The organism is Spiroplasma sp. ChiS (assembly GCF_002968355.1).
GTDB lineage: Bacteria > Bacillota_I > Bacilli_A > Mycoplasmatales > Mycoplasmataceae > Spiroplasma > Spiroplasma citri.
Map to the genome: position 1 here is coordinate 1 of NZ_PUUH01000160.1, position 1,105 is coordinate 1,105.

A 1,105-nucleotide genomic window follows, 5' to 3' on the forward strand; every position below is an offset into this window, starting at 1 on the left:
TTGTTTAATTTTTTGATAAATTGATAAACCAAAATAAAGAAAAATTGCTAATACAATAACAACACTAAATATTGTCGTTAATCAAGTTGGCATAATACATCTCCTTTCTAAAAACTAAAAAATTGAAATTTGCAAACTCGCTCCGCTCGTTGTCGCTTCGCTCCATTAAAAACACTACTGAATAAATTATCCGCTAATAAATTACGCGGAATAATTTATTCTTTTACTTTTTAATTTCAATATCTTTTGCAATCTTATTAACAGTATTAATAACATTATCTTTACCATACTTTTTCACTAGCGACCGCAAAATAAAATATTGCTTTGTTTGCATAATTTCAACTCCTCAATTAAAAATATTAAAAAAATTTACTTTCCAAAACTGTAAAAACCAAAAATACAAAATGTATGTGGTTTCTACAATTTTGGTTTTATTCCAATTAGTAAAGTTTTTTCAAAAAAGCTCAATGAAGAAAGATACATAATTAGTAATAATCGTATTTTTGGTGGTAAAAAACAACTACAAAAATTTAATAATTATCATGCTAATTATTTAACAAAAGAAGGTTATGAAATAGAGCCTGGTAAAATTGGAGGTAAAGGTAGTTATAATGCAATGAATTTTCGAGAAGTTAAAGAATTTGAACGAAATAAATTAGAAAATGAAATTAATAATCTATTTGATGAATACAAGTCTAGCAAAGACAATATTAAAGAATTTAGCAAAATTAAAATTATTAGTGATGATTATGATGGTTTAATTTATGAAATTAAACAATATTTAAAATATGAAAATAATTTTACAGATTATGAAATAAACCAATTAACTAAATATTTAGATTTAGCAGAAAAAATGAAATATTACAAAATTATCACGACCATTCTCTATTTGATGAATACAAGTCTAGCAAAGACAATATTAAAGAATTTAGCAAAATTAAAATTATTAGTGATGATTATGATGGTTTAATTTATGAAATTAAACAATATTTAAAATATGAAAATAATTTTACAGATTATGAAATAAACCAATTAACTAAATATTTAGATTTAGCAGAAAAAATGAAATATTACAAAATTATCACGACCATTCCTAGTGCAAAAG

1 protein-coding gene and 1 pseudogene are annotated in these 1,105 nt (G+C 22.7%); one reads left to right on the plus strand and one right to left on the minus strand.

What is annotated here, in order from left to right:
* Window positions 1-93, minus strand: a pseudogene (locus C6B38_RS12345) (hypothetical protein); the annotation flags it as partial.
* Window positions 94-616: 523 nt separating this feature from the next.
* Between C6B38_RS12345 and C6B38_RS04730 the strand changes: the two are divergent.
* A complete protein-coding gene (locus tag C6B38_RS04730; protein WP_105298843.1) occupies window positions 617-970 on the plus strand; it encodes a hypothetical protein in 354 nt (117 codons plus the stop codon).
* Window positions 971-1,105 lie beyond the last annotated feature (135 nt).